Annotated in this window: 19 protein-coding genes and 1 pseudogene; 10 read left to right on the forward strand and 10 right to left on the reverse strand. The window is 70.1% G+C overall.

The features are described from left to right. Positions 1–5: 5 nt before the first annotated feature. A complete protein-coding gene (locus ACFYPN_RS25205; RefSeq protein ID WP_358763975.1) occupies positions 6–581 on the reverse strand; it encodes a hypothetical protein in 576 nt (191 codons plus the stop codon). Positions 582–1,384: 803 nt separating this feature from the next. On the opposite strand from ACFYPN_RS25205, the gene ACFYPN_RS25210 reads away from it, so the two are divergent. The 4 genes from ACFYPN_RS25210 (at position 1,385) to ACFYPN_RS25225 (ending at position 4,902) form a co-directional block, all read left to right on the forward strand. Then, the gene (locus ACFYPN_RS25210) at positions 1,385–2,605 is read left to right on the forward strand and encodes a helix-turn-helix domain-containing protein (protein ID WP_358763973.1); all 1,221 of its coding nucleotides are present in this window, start codon (positions 1,385–1,387) and stop codon (positions 2,603–2,605) included. Between the two features lie 198 nt (positions 2,606–2,803). Further along, a complete protein-coding gene (locus ACFYPN_RS25215) occupies positions 2,804–3,067 on the forward strand; it encodes a hypothetical protein (RefSeq protein WP_358763972.1) in 264 nt (87 codons plus the stop codon). Between the two features lie 112 nt (positions 3,068–3,179). Continuing rightward, positions 3,180–3,653: an SCP2 sterol-binding domain-containing protein gene (locus ACFYPN_RS25220; protein ID WP_389301199.1), complete on the forward strand. Its 474-nt coding sequence runs from the start codon at positions 3,180–3,182 to the stop codon at positions 3,651–3,653. Between the two features lie 4 nt (positions 3,654–3,657). Then, on the forward strand, positions 3,658–4,902 hold the full coding sequence (locus ACFYPN_RS25225; RefSeq protein WP_389301201.1) for an acyl-CoA dehydrogenase family protein: 1,245 nt from the start codon (positions 3,658–3,660) through the stop codon (positions 4,900–4,902). 55 nt (positions 4,903–4,957) lie between these two features. Here ACFYPN_RS25225 and ACFYPN_RS25230 read toward each other — a convergent pair. After that, positions 4,958–5,089, reverse strand: a pseudogene (locus tag ACFYPN_RS25230) (cytochrome P450); the annotation flags it as partial. A 199-nt stretch (positions 5,090–5,288) separates the two neighbouring features. On the opposite strand from ACFYPN_RS25230, the gene ACFYPN_RS25235 reads away from it, so the two are divergent. Next, positions 5,289–6,125: a hypothetical protein gene (locus ACFYPN_RS25235; RefSeq protein ID WP_389301204.1), complete on the forward strand. Its 837-nt coding sequence runs from the start codon at positions 5,289–5,291 to the stop codon at positions 6,123–6,125. 55 nt (positions 6,126–6,180) lie between these two features. Further along, the gene (locus ACFYPN_RS25240; protein ID WP_358763964.1) at positions 6,181–8,274 is read left to right on the forward strand and encodes an MDR family MFS transporter; all 2,094 of its coding nucleotides are present in this window, start codon (positions 6,181–6,183) and stop codon (positions 8,272–8,274) included. Positions 8,275–8,349: 75 nt separating this feature from the next. Here the strand turns inward: ACFYPN_RS25240 and ACFYPN_RS25245 are convergent, their stop codons facing one another. Beyond that, positions 8,350–8,793, reverse strand: a complete 444-nt coding sequence (locus ACFYPN_RS25245) for a YchJ family protein (RefSeq protein WP_389301207.1) — start codon at positions 8,791–8,793, stop codon at positions 8,350–8,352. Positions 8,794–8,945: 152 nt separating this feature from the next. Here ACFYPN_RS25245 and ACFYPN_RS25250 point away from each other — a divergent pair, with 152 nt between their 5' ends. Beyond that, positions 8,946–10,433 (forward strand): membrane-associated oxidoreductase, encoded by a 1,488-nt coding sequence (locus ACFYPN_RS25250; protein WP_389301210.1) that lies wholly within the window; start codon positions 8,946–8,948, stop codon positions 10,431–10,433. 7 nt (positions 10,434–10,440) lie between these two features. Here ACFYPN_RS25250 and ACFYPN_RS25255 read toward each other — a convergent pair whose 3' ends face one another. Further along, positions 10,441–10,698, reverse strand: coding sequence for a hypothetical protein (locus ACFYPN_RS25255; RefSeq protein ID WP_358763958.1), 258 nt, complete (start codon positions 10,696–10,698; stop codon positions 10,441–10,443). A gap of 288 nt (positions 10,699–10,986) precedes the next feature. Between ACFYPN_RS25255 and ACFYPN_RS25260 the strand changes: the two genes are divergently transcribed. Further along, positions 10,987–11,844 (forward strand): helix-turn-helix transcriptional regulator, encoded by an 858-nt coding sequence (locus ACFYPN_RS25260; RefSeq protein ID WP_358763956.1) that lies wholly within the window; start codon positions 10,987–10,989, stop codon positions 11,842–11,844. 161 nt (positions 11,845–12,005) lie between these two features. Continuing rightward, positions 12,006–12,428: a hypothetical protein gene (locus ACFYPN_RS25265; RefSeq protein WP_358763954.1), complete on the forward strand. Its 423-nt coding sequence runs from the start codon at positions 12,006–12,008 to the stop codon at positions 12,426–12,428. Between the two features lie 327 nt (positions 12,429–12,755). Here the strand turns inward: ACFYPN_RS25265 and ACFYPN_RS25270 are convergent, their stop codons facing one another. The 6 genes from ACFYPN_RS25270 to ACFYPN_RS25295 all read right to left on the reverse strand — a co-directional run bounded on the left by ACFYPN_RS25270 (position 12,756) and on the right by ACFYPN_RS25295 (position 16,121). Continuing rightward, the gene (locus tag ACFYPN_RS25270; RefSeq protein WP_358763952.1) at positions 12,756–13,475 is read right to left on the reverse strand and encodes an NAD(P)-binding domain-containing protein; all 720 of its coding nucleotides are present in this window, start codon (positions 13,473–13,475) and stop codon (positions 12,756–12,758) included. Positions 13,476–13,522: 47 nt separating this feature from the next. After that, positions 13,523–13,864, reverse strand: a complete 342-nt coding sequence (locus ACFYPN_RS25275; protein WP_358763950.1) for a helix-turn-helix domain-containing protein — start codon at positions 13,862–13,864, stop codon at positions 13,523–13,525. A gap of 551 nt (positions 13,865–14,415) precedes the next feature. Then, positions 14,416–14,613, reverse strand: a complete 198-nt coding sequence (locus ACFYPN_RS25280; RefSeq protein WP_358763949.1) for a hypothetical protein — start codon at positions 14,611–14,613, stop codon at positions 14,416–14,418. Between the two features lie 2 nt (positions 14,614–14,615). Beyond that, positions 14,616–14,765 carry a hypothetical protein gene (locus tag ACFYPN_RS25285; protein WP_389301216.1) on the reverse strand — a complete coding sequence of 50 codons (150 nt, stop codon included), beginning with the start codon at positions 14,763–14,765 and terminating at the stop codon, positions 14,616–14,618. Between the two features lie 259 nt (positions 14,766–15,024). Then, a complete protein-coding gene (locus ACFYPN_RS25290; RefSeq protein WP_358763945.1) occupies positions 15,025–15,261 on the reverse strand; it encodes a DUF397 domain-containing protein in 237 nt (78 codons plus the stop codon). Then, entirely contained in the window at positions 15,261–16,121 is an 861-nt protein-coding gene (locus ACFYPN_RS25295; RefSeq protein ID WP_358763943.1) for a helix-turn-helix transcriptional regulator, read from the reverse strand. Before ACFYPN_RS25295 ends, ACFYPN_RS25290 begins: the two co-directional genes overlap by 1 nt. Before the next feature lie 307 nt (positions 16,122–16,428). Between ACFYPN_RS25295 and ACFYPN_RS25300 the strand changes: the two genes are divergently transcribed. After that, a complete protein-coding gene (locus ACFYPN_RS25300) occupies positions 16,429–16,878 on the forward strand; it encodes a hypothetical protein (protein ID WP_389301219.1) in 450 nt (149 codons plus the stop codon). Positions 16,879–16,997 lie beyond the last annotated feature (119 nt).

The following is a 16,997-nucleotide window of genomic DNA, read 5'->3' on the forward strand; positions in this document are numbered from 1 at the left end:
AAGTACTAGGAGATCACCGGGTGGGTGTTCACCAGGTAGTTGCCGGTGAAGGCGGCCGGGTCGTTGACGTTGATGAGGCCGAGGCAGTTCGCGGCCGTGGCCTTGAGTGTGCCGGTGCCGTTCAGGCCCAGCACCCAGGTGGTGTTGTTGTAGGTGCCGTTGACCGTGCCCGCGAAGGTCGCGGTGCAGCCGGTGCCGGTGATCTTCGCCGAGACGTTGCTGACGTTGCCGGTCACGATGCTGCCACTCTTGGACGTGGCGTTGATGTTCCACGGCGTGACGTTCATCTTCACGGTGAAGGGCAGCCCAGCCAGGTTGCAGCCGGTGAAGGTGATCGTGGCGATGGTGCCGACCGTGTTGGTGGTGCTCGACGCGAGGTTGCCCGTCGCGGTGCTGGACGTGCAGTAGAGCGAGGCGGCCGGGACGCTCAGCGTCGGCCCGGACGCGGTTGCGGAGTAGGCGCCGGACGGGGTGACCGTCCACGGTGCCTGAACACCGGCCGAAGCGGACGAGACGGTCATGCCGAGGGCGGCGCCGCCGGCGGCGAGGACGACGGCGGCTCTACGTGCAAGGGTGTTCACGATGGTTTCCCTTCGGGGGAGAGTATCCCGATCCGGACATACTCGTCTCAGGAAAGAGGCGGTAATCCGGGGGGACAAGGGTGGTGTGAAGTGGCGGCCCGCCCTGACGGACCGCTCGACCGCTTGCGTTCGACGATGACGCTACGGGCGGGTAACGTTCCTCCGCAACAGCCCTGCTGAAGAAATTCCGGAAGAGCTTTTTTCGGCCGGTCTTTTATTGGACGGCGAGCAAGCACCAGCCGGACGCCAAGCGATTTTTGTCGTGAAGTGAGCAAACACGCTCTCCGCGAGATCGTGTCACCTGCTCCCAGCGGCCCGCACCGCGCTCTCGTTGCTCACAACCTCCCATGTCAGAGCGGGATGACGGCCAGGGGGACCTCGGCCGGATGCGGTCGCGGCATCGGCGTGCCCTTGACCGATGATTGATCAGACGACCGCCGTGCCGGAGAATTTGTTCTGCCGTCGGGGAATTCGAGTCGACGCCTGCTGGATCATTCTTTATCCGGTGAAGCGCCGCGGAATTGTGGCTCATGAGTGCCGTCGCGCGAGCGCCGGCGGGATTCGCCCGCGAGAACGAGTCCGAAACCTCTCCAGGAAGGGGACTGGCGGATTCCGGCTCGCCCATGGCTCAAAGTCGCCACCGGCACACTCCCCCCGCGTACTTCCTGCCGTCGCACCGGTGTCCACGCGCTCGGACGTGCTCTATGTTCAAGATTCCATTGGGTACGCACCTGGCGGCATGTGGGAGCGCTCTCCCCCTGCTCGCCGCCGTCGGGGCACGGGAGAGCAAGGGGTAACGGAACATGCCGGCAGTCTCGCAGCCCTCGGACCTCGGGGAACCTCTGGGACCACTGCCCCAGGAGTTCGCCGCGATCGTCCGTCCCGAACTCCCGAGCCTCATCAAGGAGATAGGCCTGGAGGTCACCCGCGCCTATCCGGAGTACGCCCGGCTCTTCGACAGCCCGCACGGTGAGGGCATCCGGGTCGGCATGGAACAGAGCATCTCCGTCTTCGTCGAACAGGTCGCACGGCCCTCCGCGCCCACCCCGCTGAGGGACGAGATGTGCCGGCGGTTCGGCCGGTTCGAGGCGTACGAGGGACGGGGCCTCGACCAGCTCCAGGGGGCGTACCGGCTCGGCGCCCGGATCGCGTTACGGCGGGCGAAGAAGGTGGGGCGGCGCTACAACCTCTCCCCCACCATGATGCTGACCTTCGCCGACGCCCTCTTCACCTACGTCGACGAGCTCGAATCCCTCTCCCGCGAGGGGTACTTGGAGGTACGGGCCGCCACCGACGACCACGCCGAGACATTGCGCCGCCGGTTGCTGCACCTGATCCTCACGGGCCGCCCGGCACCGCGCAGCGCTATCGCCGAACTCTGCGAGCAGACCGGCTGGACCATGCCGGAGGAGGTGACGCTGGTGGCGTTGCGCCCCTCCCCCGATCTGGGCCGGCTCGCGCTGGACCGGGACGTGCTGGCCGACCTGACGGACCCTCAGCCCAACATGCTCATCCCGGGCCCGATCGACGACGCGCGAAGACGCATGCTCGACCACGCGCTGCTGGGCGCGCACGCGGCGGTCGGTCTGACCGTCCCGCCGTCCCACGCCCCGGACTCGATCCGCTGGGCCCGCAGGCTCCTCGAACTGGTGGACACCGGCGTGATCGACGACGCCCCGCTCGTCCTGGCCGAGGACCACCTCATCACCCTGTGGCTGCTCTCGGACACGGCCCTGCTGGACCAGCTCTCCCAGCGCGAACTGGCCCCGGTCTCCGCCCTCAGCCCCACCCGCAGGGAGCGGCTGATCGAGACCCTCCGGATCTGGCTGGACACCCGGGGCACCGCGGCCCACATGGGCGAACTGCTCGACGTCCACCCGCAGACCGTCCGTTACCGCATGCGCAGCCTGGAGTCGCTGTTCGGCCAGCAACTGGTCGATCCGGAGCGGCGGTTCTCCACAGAGGCCGTTCTCCGGGCGCTCCGCCTCCGCTCCCGCGGCGGAGATGGCGGCACCCGGCGGTGACCACCACACAGCACGCGACGAGTCAACTTACCCCCCAGTAAGGGGAAATAGCCGGTCAGTCCCAAACGGTTGCGGCAACAAGACGTATCCGATGAGAAACCCGGACCCGTGTGCCGTACACAGGGAGGCGCGGGGGGAGCCCTTCGGGGCGACCACGACCGTAGCGCCTCCTGGCCGACCAACCGAGAGGGAACCCCCATGCCCGCCTCCCACCTGCTCGTTCCCGTGCCGATTCCCGACCGGGTCGCCGCACTGATCGGCGCCTGCGTCCCGGCGCACGTGCTGCAGGCCGAGTTCGACGCCGACTGCGCGGCGCGCGAGGTCCGCCGGTTTCGCGGTCCTTCGCTCGGCGTGGAGGACCAGGCCGACCGTGAACAGGCGCTCTCCGATCTCGCCCGCGCCAACAAGGTGCTCGCCGCCCACCATCCCGGGCTGACGGTCCGTCCGCGCCCCTGGCGCTGAACAGGCCCTCCGGCCGCATCCTCCGCACTCCCGGACGCCGACCGCTTGCGAACCACGCGACGGCGGCCTTACCTTACTCAAAAGTAAGTTTACTCCGGAGTAAGGAAACGGCGTGGCCGACCACAGCAGCGGCGAGCTCACCGAGGAGCTGTCCCGGCTCGACTTCTCGGCCGTCTCGCCCGAGGAGTTCGCCCGGATCGTCAAGGGCCTGTCCGTCAAGCAGCTCGACGAGGTGATGCACGGCGAACTCCGTGACCGGATACTCGGCGCGGTCTTCGACAGGATGCGCCAGCAGTTCCGGCCGGACGCGGCGGGAGGGGTCACGGCGCTGATCCGCTGGAAGATCACCGGCGAGACCGACGAGGTCTACGAGACGGCCATCGCCGACGGCAACTGCTCAGTGACACACGGCCGTTCCACGGTCGAACCCCGCACCACGCTGGTGATGGGCGACGCCGACTTCCTCAAACTGGTCTCCGGCAACGGCAATCCCATCACCATGTTCATGATGCGCAAGCTCAAGATCGCCGGTGACGTCGGTCTGGCGGCGGGCCTCACCCGCTACTTCGACATCCCGAAGGCGTGATCCGGTGAGCTTCTTCTCCCTCGCTCTGACCGAGGAACAGCGGGATCTGCGCGACTGGGTGCACGGCTTCGCCGCAGACGTGGTGCGCCCGGCGGCGGCCGAGTGGGATGCCCGGGAGGAGACTCCCTGGCCCGTCATCCGGGAGGCCGCCCGGATCGGGCTGTACGGATTCGAGTCGCTCGCCGACATGTACGGCGACCCGACCGGCCTCTCCCTCCAGATCGCCAACGAGGAGCTCTTCTGGGGCGACGCGGGCATCGGGATGGCGCTCTTCGGGACCTCGCTCGCGGTCGCCGGGATCTTCGCCTCCGGCACCCCCGACCAGCTCGCCGAGTGGGTCCCGCAGTGCTACGGCGACGAGGACGACCCCAAGGTGGCCGCGTTCTGCGTCTCCGAACCCCAGGCCGGCTCCGACGTCTCGGCTATGCGCACCCGGGCGCGGTACGACGAGGCCAGGGACGAGTGGGTGCTCTCCGGCCAGAAGGCATGGATCACCAACGGCGGCATCGCGGAGATCCACGTTGTCGTCGCCTCGGTCGACCCGGAGCTCGGCGCCCGGGGCCAGGCCGCCTTCATCGTGCCGCCGGGCACTGCCGGCCTGGAGGCGGGCCGCACGATCAAGAAGCTCGGCCTGCGCGCCTCGCACACCGCCGACCTCTTCCTGGACGACGTGCGCGTGCCCGGCCACTGCCTGCTCGGCGGGAAAGAGAAGCTGGACTCCCGCCTCGCCCGCGCCCGCGAGGGCCGTACGGCAACGGGGCAGGCTGCTAAGGGGCAGACGGCGAAGAGCCAGGCCGCGATGGCGACCTTCGAGGTCAGCCGCCCGACCGTCGGCGCCCAGGCGCTCGGCATCGCGCGCGCCGCGTACGAGTACGCCCTGGAGTACGCCGGTCAGCGGGAGGCGTTCGGCCGCAGGATCGTGGAGAACCAGTCGATCGCGTTCGCGCTGGCCGACATCCGTACCGAGATCGAGGCGGTACGGCTGCTGATCTGGCAGGCCGCGTGGATGGCCCGCAACGACCGCGCCTTCGACGCCGGCCAGGGCTCCATGTCGAAGCTGCGCGCGGGCGAACTCGCGGTCACCGCCACGGAGAAGGCCGTACAGATCCTGGGTGGCGCGGGGTACAGCCGGGAGCACCCGGTGGAGCGGATGTACCGGGACGCGAAGATCTACACCATTTTTGAAGGGACCAGCGAGATCCAGCGCCTGGTGATCGCGCGGGCGATCACCGGGCTGCACATCCGCTGACGGGCCGGGCTCCGGTGGCACGGCCCCGCCACCGGAGCCCACCTCACGGGGGCTGTCAAACGACCGGGGTGAAGCGCACCGGCAGGGACTCCGGCCCCCGGGTGAAAACGCCCGGCTCCACGGGGGTGAACCCCTCCGCGAGGCGCAGGTCGGGCATCGCGTCCAGCAGTTGGCCGACGCCGGGGGCCCGCTCGCGCATGATCCGGTGGGCCCCGTGGGCGCCGGCGGTGAAGGCGGGCGAGAGAATGTCCGGCAGTGGCGACGCGGGTGATGCGTACGGCTCGCGCGGGGCAGCGTTCATGAATGCTCCTCGGTCGTGAACGGACGGTCATCGGCGTCCAGGCTATTGACCGACCACCCGCTTCCGGCACCCCTGGGGAAGACCGATGACCACCGCCTCCGGCGCCCGCCGCCCGTCCGTCCTCTTCGTCACCGATCTGGCGTACGAGGCGCGCGGCAGGCGCTACTGCGACGAGGACATCTTCCTCACCTCGCGTCTCCGCTCCCGCTTCGACATCGCGCTCTGCCATCCCCGGGACGCGGCGGCGCTGCTGGACCGCTTCGACGGTGTGGTGGTGCGCAACAGTGGCCCGGTGCTGCACTACCCGGTGGCGTACGAGGCCTTCCGGCGGCGGGCGCTGGAGCTGGCGATACCGGTGTACAACGCGCTGGACGGCCGGGGTGACATGGCGGGCAAGCAGTACCTCGTCGACATGGACCGGGCCGGTCTCCCGGTGATTCCGACCGTGGACCGGGCCGCCGATCTGGGGCTGCTGCCCGAGGCCCGGTCGTATGTGGTGAAGCCGAAGCTGGGCGCGGACTCCGAGGGGCTGCGCTTCGTGTCCCGGCCCGAGCTGGATCCGGCCGACGACGGCACCCTGCTGGTGCAGCCGCGCATCGACTTCCGCCACGAGGTGTCCTTCTACTTCGTCGACCACGACTTCCAGTACGCGCTGTACGCCCCCGACCCGGAGCGGCGCTGGGTGCTGGAGCCGTGGGAGGCGGGCGCGGCGGACCTGGAGTTCGCCCGCACCTTCGTGGGGTGGAACACCCTCAGCCACGGCATCCAGCGCGTGGACGCCTGCCGGACGGCGGCGGGTGGCCTGCTCCTGGTCGAGCTGGAGGACCTCAACCCCTTCCTCTCCCTCGACCGGGTGTCCGGGGAGCTGCGGGACGCGTTCGTGAGCCGGATGGCCGAGTCGGTGGCGGCGGTCCTCGCCTGACTCGTCCGGCTCCGTCCGGCATGCGGGGCGACGGTGCCGGTGTGAGGGTGCGAAGGTGACCACAGCCAGCAGCGAGACCGCTCCGGTGGCGCCGAGCACCCCCGCGCCGCCCGTCATCGACCCTCGCCGCCGCAACATCGTCTTCGCGACGATCGTGCTCGGCATTCTGCTCGCCGCACTGGACCAGACGATCGTGGGCACCGCGCTCCCCACGATCGTCTCGGACCTCGGCGGCGCGGCCCACATGTCCTGGGTGGTCACCGCCTATCTGCTCGCCGAGACAGTCGCCACGGTGCTGGTCGGCAAGTTCGGTGACCTCTTCGGGCGGAAGATCGTCTTCCAGGTTTCGGCGATCATCTTCATCACCGGCTCGTTCCTCTGCGGCCTGGCCTCCGACATGCTGCTGCTGATCATCTGGCGCGGCGTGCAGGGGATCGGCGCGGGTGGGCTGATGGTGACGTCGATGGCGCTGATCGCCGATGTGATCCCGCTGCGCGACCGGGGCAAGTACCAGGGTGCGATCGGTGCCGTGTTCGGGGTGGCGACGGTCGTGGGCCCGCTGCTGGGCGGCCTGTTCACCGACCACCTGACCTGGCGCTGGGCGTTCTACATCAACGTGCCGATCGCGATCGTGGTGGTCATCGCAGCGGCCAAGAACATCCCCTCCGTGCGTGCGGCCGGCCGTCCGGTCATCGACTACCTGGGCATCGCGCTGGTGGCGATCGGCGCCAGCGCGCTGATCCTCGGGACGAGCTGGGGCGGGAACGAGTACGCCTGGGGCTCCCCCATGATCATCGGCCTCTTCATCGGCGGACTGGTGGCGCTCGCCCTCTTCGTCGTGGTGGAGAACCGGGCCAAGGAACCGATGCTGCCGATGCGGCTCTTCCACAACCCGGTCTTCACGGTCTGCGCGATCCTGAGCTTCATCGTCGGCTTCGCGATGCTCGGCGCCATGACGTTCCTGCCGACGTACCTCCAGTACGTGGACGCGAACTCGGCCACGATCTCCGGCGTCCGGACGCTCCCGATGGTCGTCGGTCTGCTGATCGCCTCGGTCTTCAGCGGCAACACCGTCAGCAAGACCGGGCGGTACCGCATCTTCCCCATCGTGGGTTCGCTGGTGATGGCCGCCGGCCTGTACCTGATGTCCCTGATGGGCCCGGACAGCGGAGTGTGGTGGGAGTCCCTCTACATGTTCGTACTGGGCCTCGGCATCGGGCTGTCGATGCAGGTCCTGACGATCGCCGTGCAGAACACGGTGGAGTACGCGGACCTCGGTACGGCCACCTCCGGTGTGACGTTCTTCCGGACCCTCGGCAGCTCCTTCGGCACGGCGGTCTTCGGCACGATCTACGCCAACTCGCTGGAGCCGAACCTCCGACAGGGCGTGGCCGAGGCCGCGCGGGCGGGCGGCGATCCCGCCACGCTCAGCACCGCCGCGCAGAATCCGGTGACCCTGCACGCCCTGCCCGCCGCGCAGTCCGCCCCGCTCGCGCAGGCGTACGCGGACACCATCCACACGGTCTTCCTCTGGACGGTGCCGGTGGCGCTGATCGGATTCGTGGTGGCGCTCTTCCTGAAGGAGGTCAAGCTGCGGGACTCGGCACGGGCCGGTTCGACCGACATGGGCGAGGGCTTCGCCCGGCCGACCGCCGGCAACGCGGACCGGGTCCTGGAGTTCGCGGTGGCCAAGATCCTCCAGGGCGCCGGCCCGGACGCGGCCCGGCGGATCGTCGCCGCGTCCGACACCCGGCTGGACATGGCGGGCGCCTGGGCCGTCATGCAGGTCGACCTCTTCACGCGGATGGTCGGGCACGCCGGTCTCGGGCTGATCGCGACCCGCCACCGGCTGCCCCCGGAGGTCCTGGTGCCGGTCTTCGGCAGGATGGTCGACGAGGGCTACCTGACCGGCGACGGGCGGCTCTTCCAGCACACCGCGGCGGGCCGTCGGGAGGCCGCGACGATCTCCTCCGCCTGGGCGGCATGGCTCAACGACCGGCTGGCGGAGGACGGCGCCCGGCCGGACGACCAGCGACTTCGGGCCGCGGTCGACGTCATCGCCAAGCAGCTGCTCGCGGAGGACCTGACGGCGGAACTCGCCCCGGCCCGCCGGAGCGACGCCCCCACCCCGGTCGGTACGGGGGTCTGAACGCGCCCCGTACGGCGCGTGCGGATATTGCGGCGCGTGCGGGAAGGGGCCGCTGTCCGGAAGGGGCCGCCGTAGTCACTCGGGGAAGGTGCCGTCCTCGTACACCCAGGCGCCCTCGTGGCGGACGAAGGTGCTCCGCTCGTACATGCTGCCGGGCCGTCCTCCTTCGGTGAAGTGGGCGCGGAAGGTGACGGTGCCCGTGGTGTGGAACGCACTGCCCTCGGTCGTCTCCAGGATCTCCAGCCGGTCCCAGCGCGTACCCGGGTCGAACTCGACGACGGACGGCCGGGTCGCGGGATGCCAGGTACGCAGCAGATACGCGGCGTCCTGCACGGCGAAGGCCGCGTACCTCGACCGCATCAGGGCCTCACAGGTGGGCGCGGAGGACGGGCCCGCGTGGTACCGGCCGCAGCACGCGCCGTAGGAAGCGGGCAGGCCGCAGGGGCAGGGGGCGTCCGGGGTGACGCGCGGGGCTGCGGGGACGGGCGGTTTCCGGCGGGGGATGGTGCGTCGTGACATGCGCCCATTGTCGCCCGCCCCCTCTCCCGGCCGTCCCCTCCCCCGTGCGCACCCTTCCCATCCCGTGCGGGCCTCCCGTTCCGCCCGAGGCCACCTGGCTCCGCACCGTGCGGGGTTGACACCCCCGCGCGGTGCGGACAGAGTCTCGGCCGATGGAGATCACCGAGCTCACGTCGGCCGAGCGCCGGGTGGTGGACGCGTATCCGCGCGGGGCGGCCGTCGACTTCCGTACCGGCGACGCGGCCGAGGACGACCCGGAGGCCGGCGCCGGGTGGGGGCCGGAGCGGACCGTGCGGGCCGCGGTGCTCCGGAAAGTGCTGCTGGCCGGGGCGCGGGAGGACGGCGAGATACCGGCCTTGCGGATCGTGGGCGCGCGGATCACGGGTGAACTCGACATCCGGTACGCCGTCGCCGAGTGCGCCGTCCTCCTGGCCGGCTGCCACTTCGAAGGGGTGCCGCACCTCTACGGGGCCGAGGTGCGGCAGCTCAACCTCAGCGAGTCGGTGCTCCCCGGACTGGACGCCTCGACGCTCCGGGTGCACGGGGCGCTGCGGCTCACCGACTGCCGGATTCCCGGACAGGTGCGTCTGGGCGGTAGCCGGGTGGAGCAGGCGGTCTTCCTCGACGGGACACGGATCGGGGTGCACGCCGACGGATCCACCGCGCCCGCCGACGGAGCCGCCCTGGAGATGAACCACATCACGGCCGGGGACGACCTCTGGATGCCCGGCCTGGTGGTGCACGGCGAGACCCGGCTCGCCGGGGCCGTCGTGACGGGCCAGATCGTGCTCAACGACGCGCGTCTGGTGAACCCTGGCGGGACCGCACTGCATGCCGAGACGCTGAGCGTGGGAACCGATCTGCATGCCATGCGACTGCGGGCGCGGGGTCTGGTCAACCTGCGCGGCGCCCGGGTGCCCGGGCAGCTGAACCTCGCGTATGCGTCGTTCGCCCACCCCGGAGGGACGGCGTTGCGCGCCAGCAGTGCCGTGATCGGCGAATTCTGGCTGCGCGAAGCGGCCCGGGTGGAGGGGCGCGTAAACCTGCGCCGCGCCCGGATCGACTTGATCCATGCCGACCCCGGTGTCTGGCCTGACGAGGTCCAGTTGGAGGGCCTGACGTTCAGTACCCTCCTCCCTCACCTGCCGGCCCTCCGCCGACTGCCACTGCTGGAGCGGGATCAGGACGGCTACGTACCGTACGTGTACGAGCAGTTGACCGCCTCCTACCGGCAGGTCGGCGACGACGACGCGGCCCGTACGGTGCAGTTGGCGAAGGAGCGACGGCACCGGGCGACGCTTCCCGCGTACGGCAGGGTGTGGGGACGCCTCCAGGACGTGACCGTGGGCTACGGCTTCCGGCCGGCCCGCGCGGCGGCCTGGCTCGCCTCGCTGCTCCTGATCGGCTCGGTCGTGTTCGGCGTTCACCACCCCGCCGCGCTGAAGGCGGACGAGGCCCCGGACTTCAATCCGCTCTTCTACACGGCGGATCTGCTGCTGCCCATCGTCGACTTCGGACAGGAGAAGGCGTTCGATCCGCAGGGCTGGCACCAGTGGCTCTCGTACGCGCTGATCGTGACCGGGTGGCTGCTCGCGACGACGATCGCGGCGGGCATCACCCGCTCGGTGAGCCGATCGTGACGGAACGTCAATCAGCGTCCGCCACATCCTGTCCGCCCGTCCCCGGACGACTTCGGCCACTGTCGGCGGAGTTCAGGTCCTCGGCCGCCCACCGGCGCCGTTTGCCGCGCCCGGAGGACGCCGCGGGTACGCATTCGGGCGCCCCCGCCGGATGCGCGTACCCGTGGCCGCGCGTCCCGGACGCGTTGTCCCCGAAGACCACGACCACCACCTGACCGAGGATCGAACCGCGGCAGTCGAGGCAGATCGGGGGAATCGTCATCACGCCCGCCGCCCTTCCCCCGGTGTCAGGACCATGTCGACGCTCCTCCCGCGGCATCGGCCGCACCCCCGGGGAGGCCCATCGCCGCAGAGATCCTCTCCGCCGGGCATGACCGTCCACGCCCACCCCCCCTGACCGCGTGCACACCGTGACCAGCCGATCGCACCCAGCATGCATCCGTGGAGGAGGAAAACGCAAGGATTGCGTTCTTCGTCATTGCGTTCGTCCGCTTGAGATGGAGCGTGGTCACCGATCAGACTCGCGGCTACCACCGACCACGGAAGGCGCACAGTGTCAGAGAAGCGGCAGGCCCCACCCACGGTCCGACTGCGGCGGCTCGCCGCGATGCTCCGACGTCTGCGCACCGCGGCGGAGTTGACGCGCGAGGAGGTCGCCGAGCGGACCGGCATCAACGGCGTGACGCTGTACCGGATCGAGAAGGCGCGCGCCCGGCCGCAGAAGAGGACCCTGACGGCGCTGATGGAGGTGTACGGAGCGACCGAGGCAGAGCGCGACGACCTGCTCGCGGCGGAACGCCACTCGCAGGACCGGAACTGGTTGCGGCCGTACCACGCCGGACTGTCCGAGCGGTACGCCGCGTACATCGGGTTCGAGGCCGAGGCGCGCACGGTGCGCACCTACGAGTCGTCGTTCGTCCCGGGGCTGCTCCAGACCGAACGGTACGCCCGGGCCCTGGTCAGGGGCGTCCTCCACGACGCGGGCTCCTCGGAAGTCGGCGCCCGGGTCGCGGCGCTGACGGAGCGGCAGTCGGCGCTCCGCGCCTCCCCTCCTCTACGTCTCCGGGCGGTCGTTGACGAGGCGGCCCTACGACGGGTGGTCGGCGGGCGCGACGTGATGCGCGAGCAGGTCGAACACCTCCTGCGGATCGCGGAGGAGCCGCAGGTCTGCGTGCAGGTGATCCCGTTCGGCGCGGGGGCGCACACCGGGATGGCCGGAGGCTTCGTCCACATGGACTTCCCGGACCCGAGGGATCCGGAACTGGTCTACATGGACACGCCTGCGGGTGATCTCTTCCTGGAGTCGGAGGCGGAGAGCCGGCAGTTCAGGGCGGCGTTCGAACGGTTGCGGGCGGTCGCGCTCGACCCGCGGGGCAGCGCCGATCTGCTGGCCGAGGTATGCCAGTCGTAGGGCGTCAGGTCAGGGGTCGGGTCAGGCCCGGTCAGGTCGGAGTCGTTTCTCCACCGATCGCGCGACACCTCAGTCCGAGGGTGGCTGCCCGGCCGGGTGATCTTTGGGCGGTTTGGGTATCGAGCAGAGGACGACCGGCGAGCAGAGGGGGCGGACTTCGAGTGGGGGCAGCGGACGAGCAGGACCTCGATGACGGGAACGGCTGGCTGACGAAGGCCGAAGTCCGTGAGATCTGGCCGCAGATCAGGCCGAGCAGCATCAGGGCGGTGGCGCGGGCCAACAGCGTACGCACCTCGGTCTCGCCCTCCCCGGACCTGACCCGGGAGCCGACCTACCACGCCGCCGACGTGCGCCGCGTGGCCGGGCGGATCGCCCGGGGTAAGGCCGAGGTCGCACCGTGGCAGCGCGCCGACTCCGACACTGCACGCGACGACGCCACACCCGGCCCACCGGTTCGGCAGTCCCTCGGTTGGGGGCCCGAGAACGTGCCGGGGCTGGTCCTGCTGGCAATCGTCGTAGGGCTGATCCTCTGGGGGATGACCTCTTCCGGCGACCACGGTACGGTGACGAACTTCGTGCGCTGACTGCGCCGACCTGGGGCTGCTCGCCACAGCAGCCGCAGAACCGCAGACCAACAGGGCGAGTGACCTGCGGCGTTACACGCCAAGCCCAAGTCGGTTCAGGTCAGCGGCTGTTGTCCGATCGGTCATGGAGAGCGTGAGTTCCAGATCGTCGACCCGGTCGGGTGATCTTGTGGTGGGCGCGGCATGAGAGGGGCCTCCCGCACAGCTCGTGCGCGTCGAATCCGTCCCTGCCGCCGCAGCACCAGACTTCCACCTGATCAGCGAAATCGCCCCCGTCACACTCGGAAAGACAACAGCTCCCGGGCACAGGGGTTGGGCGGCAGGCTCTCAGGCCATGATCCGCCGTACGCGGTCGTTCGCCGCGGCGAACTGCTCGGCCGTCATCGAGTCCCGGCCCGCGTGGTAGGTCTCGACGTCGGCCAGGACGGTCGCCGCCAGACCGGTGCGGAGCTGCTCGGCGGTCATGTCCTGGCAGTAGGTCGGCGTGCCGGGCTGAAGCCGCCAGGAGTCCTCGAGGGTGCCCGCATCGACCGGGTCAAAGCCGATCTCCTCGACCAGCGCCATGACCTGCTGCTTGGAGTTGCCGTCGGGGCCCGCGACCGTGAGGCCCAGACGCCGAGCGGCGTCGTCGGTCGCCTTGTTCTTCAGGCTCGGGGCGGTGATGTTGTTGAAGACCTTGTACACGGGCCGGCCGAGGCGGGCGGCGACCCAGGCACTGTCCGTGACCCCCTGGTCCAGCTCATCAATGTTGCCGTCGCGGACCGGGTAGTAGTTGCCCGTGTCGATCACGACCGGCACGGAGGCGAGCGCGGTGACCACGTCCTCGGGGAGTGCTCCGATGGCCTTCACGGGGACGCTCAGGATCGCGACGTCCGCGCCGGTGACGGCGTCCACGGCCCACGTCGGCCGGATCGAGTCGTCTCCGTCGAACCCGGTCAGGGTCTCCGGCGCGCGGGAGTTGGCGATCCGGACGTGGTGCCCGGCGGCCGCAAGCTTCCTGGCGAGCGTGCCTCCGATGAATCCTGCGCCGATGATGCCGATCTGCATGCTGCTCTCCTTGCACTTCTGCGGGTGGGGGGTTCGCCGGCGGTGAGTCACCGGGCGGCAGCTCCGGGCTCCGGCTCCGGTGGGTCCAGGACGAGCGCGAGCAGGCCCGGGAAGCGCCGGTCGAGCTCTTCGCGGCGCAGCCAGTTGCGGTGCGTGGTGCCGCGGACCTCCTGCCTGATGAGTCCCGCCTCACGCAGCACGCGCCAGTGCCTGGTCAGCGTCGACTTGGAGACGCCGAAGTCCGAGGTGCTGCACGGGCCGCCCGGTGTGACGGCGATGTGTCGCACGAGGGCTCGGCGCACGGGATCGGTCAGCGCCGACATGACCTCGTAGAGGTCGATCTCCTCCTCGGCCGGGATCGTGAGCGGCCGAGCCAGTCGACTGGCCATGACGAACCTCCTATGTACCGGATTTAGCGTACATGCATGTACCGCTTCGTGCGTACATGAGACCAGAGAGGTGCCCGAGCGACCACACCAGCCGCTTTCCCGCGGCGAATGAGACGGGCGTCGGCGTGGCCAACCGTGATGCGCGGAGTGGCCAACGGAAACGCTCAGGCACGCCTGATGCGGCTGACCGGCGAGCGCCGGGCGGACTTCGCCGCTGGGATCAGCCTGGGAGGCTGGTGTCCTTCCGCGTGTGGCGGGGTCGTTTTCGCTGGTCAGGTGGAGGTCTGGTGTTTCGGCGGCAGGGACGAGGTGTGGTGTCGTCTCTTCACTGGAGGTGTCGGGATGCCGTCGGTGAGGGGATTGCTGGAGGAGGAGCGTGAGCGCGCTGCTCGGCAGCGGGTGGAGGCTCTCCAGGACGAGCTGCGGGAGGTCGAGGCCGTCTGGGAGCGGTTCGTGATGGCCCGCGAAACGGCGGGCGAGGTTCTGGCAGAGCCTCGCGGAAAGGAGACGTTCCGCCGGTCGTGGTGGCAGGCGGACAGTCGGTGGAGGCTTCAGCGTGCCCTCCGCGCGAGCCGACGGCTCATGCCCATGGTCATCGACCGCCGGATCACCACCTCCGAGGTATCGATGCGCGTCTCGCCGTCGCGGGCCGGCCGGCGTGAGTGCATCAGCCACGCGCATGTGCGCTCCACCAGCCACCTCTTCGGCAGCACGGCGAATCCACTGGTGTCGTCGCTGCGTCTGACCACGTTCAGCGTGGTGCGAGGACATCGCGGACGAGGTCGACCAGGCGCCCGGTGCAGCCTCCGGCGGCCCGCACCCGGGTGACGTGCCAGTGCCGCTCGTACAGGCGGGCCAGGATCGACCGCCAGGTGATGCCTCCCGCGGCCAGATGGCGCACCGCGCGTCGACCTTCTGCCGGTGGCAGTAGCTCTCAGGTTGGCCGCCGCGGCCCTCCAGTCGGCCGGAAACCGGCACCGCTTCGGGGACGACCGCCCACTCCGCATCGCTCATGTGGGACGGATACCTAGTTGCACAACATCGCCACGGAAGACTGCAGCACCAGGGGCCCTGTTGCTCGGTTGGATTCGACGCCCACGAGTTGTGCGGGAGGCCCCCTCTCACGCCGGGCCCGCCACAAGATCACCCAGCAGGTCAGGTCAGGTCAGCAGGAAATCGGCCTGACCGGTCTTGGCGCCCTGGATGAAGGCGGCCATTTCGCCGGTGGAGTAGATGAGCGCCGGGCCGTCGGGGTCCGCGGACTGGCGGATCGCGACCCTGCCGTCCGCCAGCTTCAGGGTCTCGACGCAGTTGCCGCCGTTGCCCCCGCTCCAGGGCTTGGCCCAGCCATCGGCACCGAGGGCGGCGGCCGGCATGCCGTTGTAGATGTCGCTCATCACAGCTCCTTGCGGAAATCCCGGAGGATGTCCTTCGTGCGTCGTGCAGTCGCGGCCTGGGCCGCCATGCGGTCCATGACCTCGAGGTAGGAAGCCACCTCGGGGCGCGCGTCGAAGTAGACGGCGCCGGTCAGGTACTCGCTGAAGACCATGTCGGGAAGTTCGGGCACGGCGAAGCGGAAGAGCACGAACGGACCGTAGGTCCCGGGGTGGTGGCCGGTCGCGAACTCCGCGATCTGCAGGGTGATGTGCGTCTGTTCGGAGGCTTCGAGCAGCTTGTCGATCTGCGCGCGCATGGCTGCGGGAGTGCCGACCGGGCGCCGGAGCACCGTCTCGTCCATGACGACCCACAGCCTCGGGGCGTCCGCCTTCGCGAGGAGGCCCTGCCGCTCCATCCGCAGGGCCACGTGGCGCTCGATGTCCTCGGGCCGGGCCTGGCCGACGGCGCCGCTGCGCAGCACGGAGCGGGCGTACTCCTCGGTCTGGAGGAGTCCGGGCACGAAGTGCGGTTCGTACATGCGCAGCAGGCTCGCCGCGCCCTCCAGGCTGACGTACATGCTGAACCAGTCGGGCAGCACGTCGTGGTAACGCTGCCACCAGCCGGGCTTGTTGGCCTCTTCCGCGAGGTCTACGAACGCGTCGGTCTCCTCCTCGCCGATCCCGTACGCGCGCAACAGGGCCTGCACGTAGGGAATTTTGAGAGCGACCTCGGCCGTCTCCATCCGGCGGACCGTCGCGGACGCGACGCGGAGCACCTTGGCCGCCTGGTCGCGGGTCAGTCCGGCACGCTCCCGCAGGTCCTGCAGGCGCCTGCCGAGGACGACCTGCCCCACGGTCGGTGCTGACCGGGGCTCGCTCACTTCGGACCTCCGATGGTCTCTTCTGTCAGCAGTGTGCCATGCGGGTGACAACAAAGACACGGTCACTCTGCAATTTTCAGAGTGCCCCTTGCCAAGTGTCCGCGTCAGGGGGAGAGTTGATGACTGAACCAGTTCACTTGGTCACGCCCGCCCTCTCCCGCTGCGTCGAGGTCCGGACGTGACGTGGCAACCACTGTGAGGATTCGGTCGTGGCACCTGGCAGTGCGCTCATCCCCCGGCCCGCGAGCCCCCGTCCCGGGGCCGGTGCGGAGCCGCGTCCCTCGTCGGCGTCCGGCTGGGAGCGGCCATGTTGAGGGACGCGCTCTCCCGGCTGCGCGGGGGCCGCCACGCCCCCCGGACCGCGGGGGACACGGGCGGCGCGGAGCCCGTGCGGGCGCGGCTGCCGCTGCCCCCGGAGCTGAGCACGAGCCTGGGGTACGACGCGGTGGGTGTCCCGGCCCGGCACGGATTCCACCTGCTGTCCCACCTCCCGCGCACCGGGTGCGTGTTCGAGGCGGCCGACGTGTGGTGGTGGATCGTTCCCGCGGGGTCCGATCAGGACCTGGACTGGCCCGAGCCGGTCGCCTACGCCACGGGGGGCTTTGTACCGGTGCCCCGGCCCCGGCTCATCCACGGGCCCGACAACCGCACCCCGTACACCCCCCCGATCCCCCTCTTCCTGATGGTGTGCCAGGTGGCCGGGGTGACACCCAGCTGGGGGACGCCGGGCCGTCGGCGGGCGGTCACCGCGCCCTGAGGGTTCTCCCTCGATCCGGTCGGCAGGGACCCGCACGCCCGGGGTCCGGGCCGCCGTCGCACGGCACTGTCAGTGGTCGGTTCCAGAATGAATGCAGCGATCGGGAGACCCGCCGCTCG

Source organism: Streptomyces sp. NPDC005576 (assembly GCF_042871745.1).
Lineage (GTDB): Bacteria > Actinomycetota > Actinomycetes > Streptomycetales > Streptomycetaceae > Streptomyces.